Genomic DNA, 3,625 nt, shown 5'->3' with positions numbered 1-3,625 from the left:
GCTCAGTTGGTAGAGCAAAGGACTGAAAATCCTTGTGTCCCTGGTTCGATTCCTGGAGGCACCACATCAAAAACCACAACAGAATTGTTGTGGTTTTTTTGTTTTCATAAAACATAAAGCTCACGTGAAAAATTTGTAGTTGCTATCTTTCGATTGTACCTTGTTTTCTTCATCCAAATATGAAATTACAATGCTATTGAATACGTTAGAAGCATCTATATTTACAACGTGTCCACAATTTTCAATTGTTTCTAAAATAGCATTAGAATGATGATTTACAATCTTTTTCACGCTAGGTAAAAACATGTAATCTTGTTTTCCCATGATGTAAAGAGTGGGAATTTCAATCTTTGTTTTTCTAAAGAATGACAACAAACTATTTACACTTGTAACCAAAGAAAACCAATTGATAAATTCTTTTTGATTCATTTTTTTTGCCTCATTAATAAAAAAAGATCTTGAGGCGCTATGGTTTTTTTTTGGCATAATGACATATGCAAACAACCTGTAAAGCCACAGATATGGAATTGTTGTTTTCAAAGCAACACCAAGATTCATCAAGATCTGAGCTTTCATGTTGAGGTACATCACTGCTCCCCCCATCACAAGACTGGAAACTTTTGAAGGATATCTATGTCCAATATCCATGATAACGATAGTCCCGAGAGAAATTCCAACAAAATGTGACCTTTCTACTTTTAAAAAATCTACAACCTCTATAACTTCGTCAGCAATATTTGTAAAATTATAACTGTGCTTAGGATGAGTCGATTTAGATTTACCATGCCCTCTTAGATCTATGAGTAACAAATTAAACTCTTTCTGAAAAGCTCTGATCTGAGAAAACCAAATCGCACTACTACCCCCAGCTCCGTGGACAAAAGTCACCCAAGGCCTGTTTGTATTTTTATGATGGTAGGTTTTGTAGTGTAACATCTATTTTTTTTCAAACATAAAAAAGCTCTGTTTGACAACAGAGCTTTTTTATGTTTTTTATATCTGTCAATAAAATATTAATAATCTCCTAGAGTAGCAGGATTCTGAGCCAATGCACTTTCTAATTGCTCATCATTTGGAGCTTTTCCATGCCAAGCATGAGTATACATCATAAAGTCAACACCGTTACCCATTTCTGTATACAACAAAATACAAACGGGCTTCCCATTTCCTGTCAAACTTTGAGCTGCCTTTATTCCTGCAATAATCTCCTCAATGTCATTTCCTTTCTCAACCTCCAAGACTTCCCAACCGAAAGCCTCAAACTTAGCCTTGATTGACCCCATCGCTAAAACCTCATCTGTAGTTCCATCTATCTGCTTCAAATTTACATCTACCGCAGCAATGTAATTATCAACGTTTTTAGCTGCAGCATACATAATTGCTTCCCAATTTTGTCCTTCTTGCAATTCACCATCTCCATGCAAGCTATAAACCAAACGGCTGTCTCCATTTAATTTTTTAGCTTGAGCAGCCCCTAAAGCAACACTCATCCCTTGTCCCAAAGAACCGGAAGCTACACGAATACCTTCTAATCCCTCGTGAGTTGTTGGATGCCCCTGCAACCTTGAATTAATCAAACGAAACGTTGCCAGTTCAGACTCTGGGAAATATCCGCTTCGTGACAATACACTATAAAATACAGGAGAAATATGACCATTTGACAAAAAGAATAAATCTTGATCTCTTCCATCCATATCAAAATCTTCAGCATTATGCTTCATAATCTCTTGATAAAGAACGGTTATGTATTCTGCACACCCTAATGATCCTCCCGGATGACCTGAGTTCACAGCATGAACCATACGCAAAATATCTCTTCGTACTTGTTGTGTAAAATCTTTTAGCTCTTGTATCGTTGCCATTTTATCTAATTTAGTGCGGCAAAAATACAGTTTTATTTACGCAAGACAAATTATTTTGAATTGTAAATTTATGATATTTTAATCCTAAGACATTTAGGAGCAAGCTAGTGAACAGTATCTGATAGATATTCTTCATTTCTCTCAAAATCAAAACAAGATTTCATTATCTTTAACCCTAGCAGATTTTTATACCCTAAATAACGAGACTACATGGAAGAATACTTAGGCATAGATGTTGGAGGAACCAATGTGAAAATTGGTATTGTAAACAAAAATGGAGAGTTACTAAAAAAAAAGAAACACCCAACAGCTTCGCTGCAAAACAAAAAAGATTTCATCAAAACCTTTGTTAGCATCATTGGAAAAACCCTAAAAAAGAACCCTCAAATTCGTAAAGTTGGTATCGCTGTGCCTGGAATGATTTCTAAAGATCGATTGTCTACCATATTTATGGCTAATGTTCCAGAATTCAATAACATCCCGCTTATTAAAATTTTAAAAAAATCACACCCTAACATCTCGTTTTTCCTTGAAAACGATGCCAATGCTGCTGCTATAGGAGAACTCCACTTTGCCAAAACAAAAGTACCAAAAGATTTTGCTTTTATTACGTTAGGAACTGGACTAGGAGGCGCTGCAGTACTGAATGGTAATATCTTTAAGGGAGGAAATGGAAACACCATGGAAGTGGGACATATTATGACTTCAAATGGAAAAACAGCTGAAGACAACATCGGAAAAAAGGCTCTAATCAGCTTGGCCTTGAAGCAAATAAAAGAAGGTGGAAAAACAAGGTTGAAAGCGAACGACTTAACTGCTAAAGACATTGTTGAAGCAGCTTTAAAAGATGATCCTGTTGCTATTGAAATCTTCAAAAAAGCTGGTTCTATCTTGGGAGAAAGTATTGTATCTACAATTAGGATTTTAGATGTTAACACAATTTTTATTGGAGGTGGCGTCAGTAAAACGTTTGAAATGATAGAGAAAACTATGTATGAAGTTCTTAACAGTAGACTCCCAAAATATTACCTCAATGGCTTAGACATAAGGCTAGCAACACTTGGTAATGATGCTGGTATCATAGGAGCTGCTGCCCTCTGTTTTAAAGAGTAATAAAAAAAGAAGATGAAATTTCATCTTCTTTTTTTATTACTCTTTTCTAGACACTAAATAATATCCTAGTTTTTTTTAAATTCTTATTATTCTTCATTAGCGGGCTTACCGATGGTAGCTAAAATCCCACCATCAACATAGACTACTTGACCGTTAACGAAGTCGCTAGCATGAGAACTTAAAAACACAGCTGCCCCTTGAAGATCTTCTGGATTTCCCCAACGTGACGCTGGTGTTCTTTTGATGATAAAATCATTGAACGGATGACCATCAACTCTAATCGGAGCGGTTTGGCTTGTCGCAAAATAACCAGGACCAATTCCATTGGTTTGAATATTGAATTTTGCCCACTCTGTAGCCATACTTCTAGTCAACATTTTCAAACCACCTTTTGCTGCTGCATAAGCACTTACAGTATCTCTTCCTAGTTCACTCATCATTGAGCAAATGTTTATGATTTTACCACCGTTACCTCTACTGATCATTCCTTTCACTACATGTTTACTAACTATAAAGGGACCGACCAAGTCGACATCTATAACTTGCCTAAAATCTTCTACTTCCATTTCTACAATAGGGGTTCTTTTAATGATCCCTGCGTTATTTACCAAAATATCAATAGGACCAACCTCTCTCTCTATTTTTTCAAT

General features: G+C 35.9%; 4 protein-coding genes. 1 reads left to right on the top strand and 3 read right to left on the bottom strand.

Annotation, left to right across the window (positions count from 1 at the left end):
• Window positions 1–120: 120 nt before the first annotated feature.
• Entirely contained in the window at window positions 121–936 is an 816-nt protein-coding gene (locus tag ABF281_RS09320) for an alpha/beta hydrolase (RefSeq protein ID WP_347181401.1), read from the bottom strand.
• A 77-nt stretch (window positions 937–1,013) separates the two neighbouring features.
• Window positions 1,014–1,862, bottom strand: coding sequence for a transketolase (locus ABF281_RS09315; RefSeq protein ID WP_347181400.1), 849 nt, complete (start codon window positions 1,860–1,862; stop codon window positions 1,014–1,016).
• A 210-nt stretch (window positions 1,863–2,072) separates the two neighbouring features.
• Between ABF281_RS09315 and ABF281_RS09310 the strand changes: the two genes are divergently transcribed.
• The gene (locus tag ABF281_RS09310; protein ID WP_347181399.1) at window positions 2,073–2,975 is read left to right on the top strand and encodes an ROK family protein; all 903 of its coding nucleotides are present in this window, start codon (window positions 2,073–2,075) and stop codon (window positions 2,973–2,975) included.
• 86 nt (window positions 2,976–3,061) lie between these two features.
• Here ABF281_RS09310 and ABF281_RS09305 read toward each other — a convergent pair.
• Window positions 3,062–3,625, bottom strand: a 564-nt coding sequence (locus ABF281_RS09305) for an SDR family oxidoreductase (protein WP_347181398.1), incomplete at its 5' end; no start/stop codon positions are given.

Source organism: Wenyingzhuangia sp. (assembly GCF_039768515.1).
Lineage (GTDB): Bacteria > Bacteroidota > Bacteroidia > Flavobacteriales > Flavobacteriaceae > Wenyingzhuangia.
This window is presented reverse-complemented; position numbering and strand designations above follow the sequence as displayed.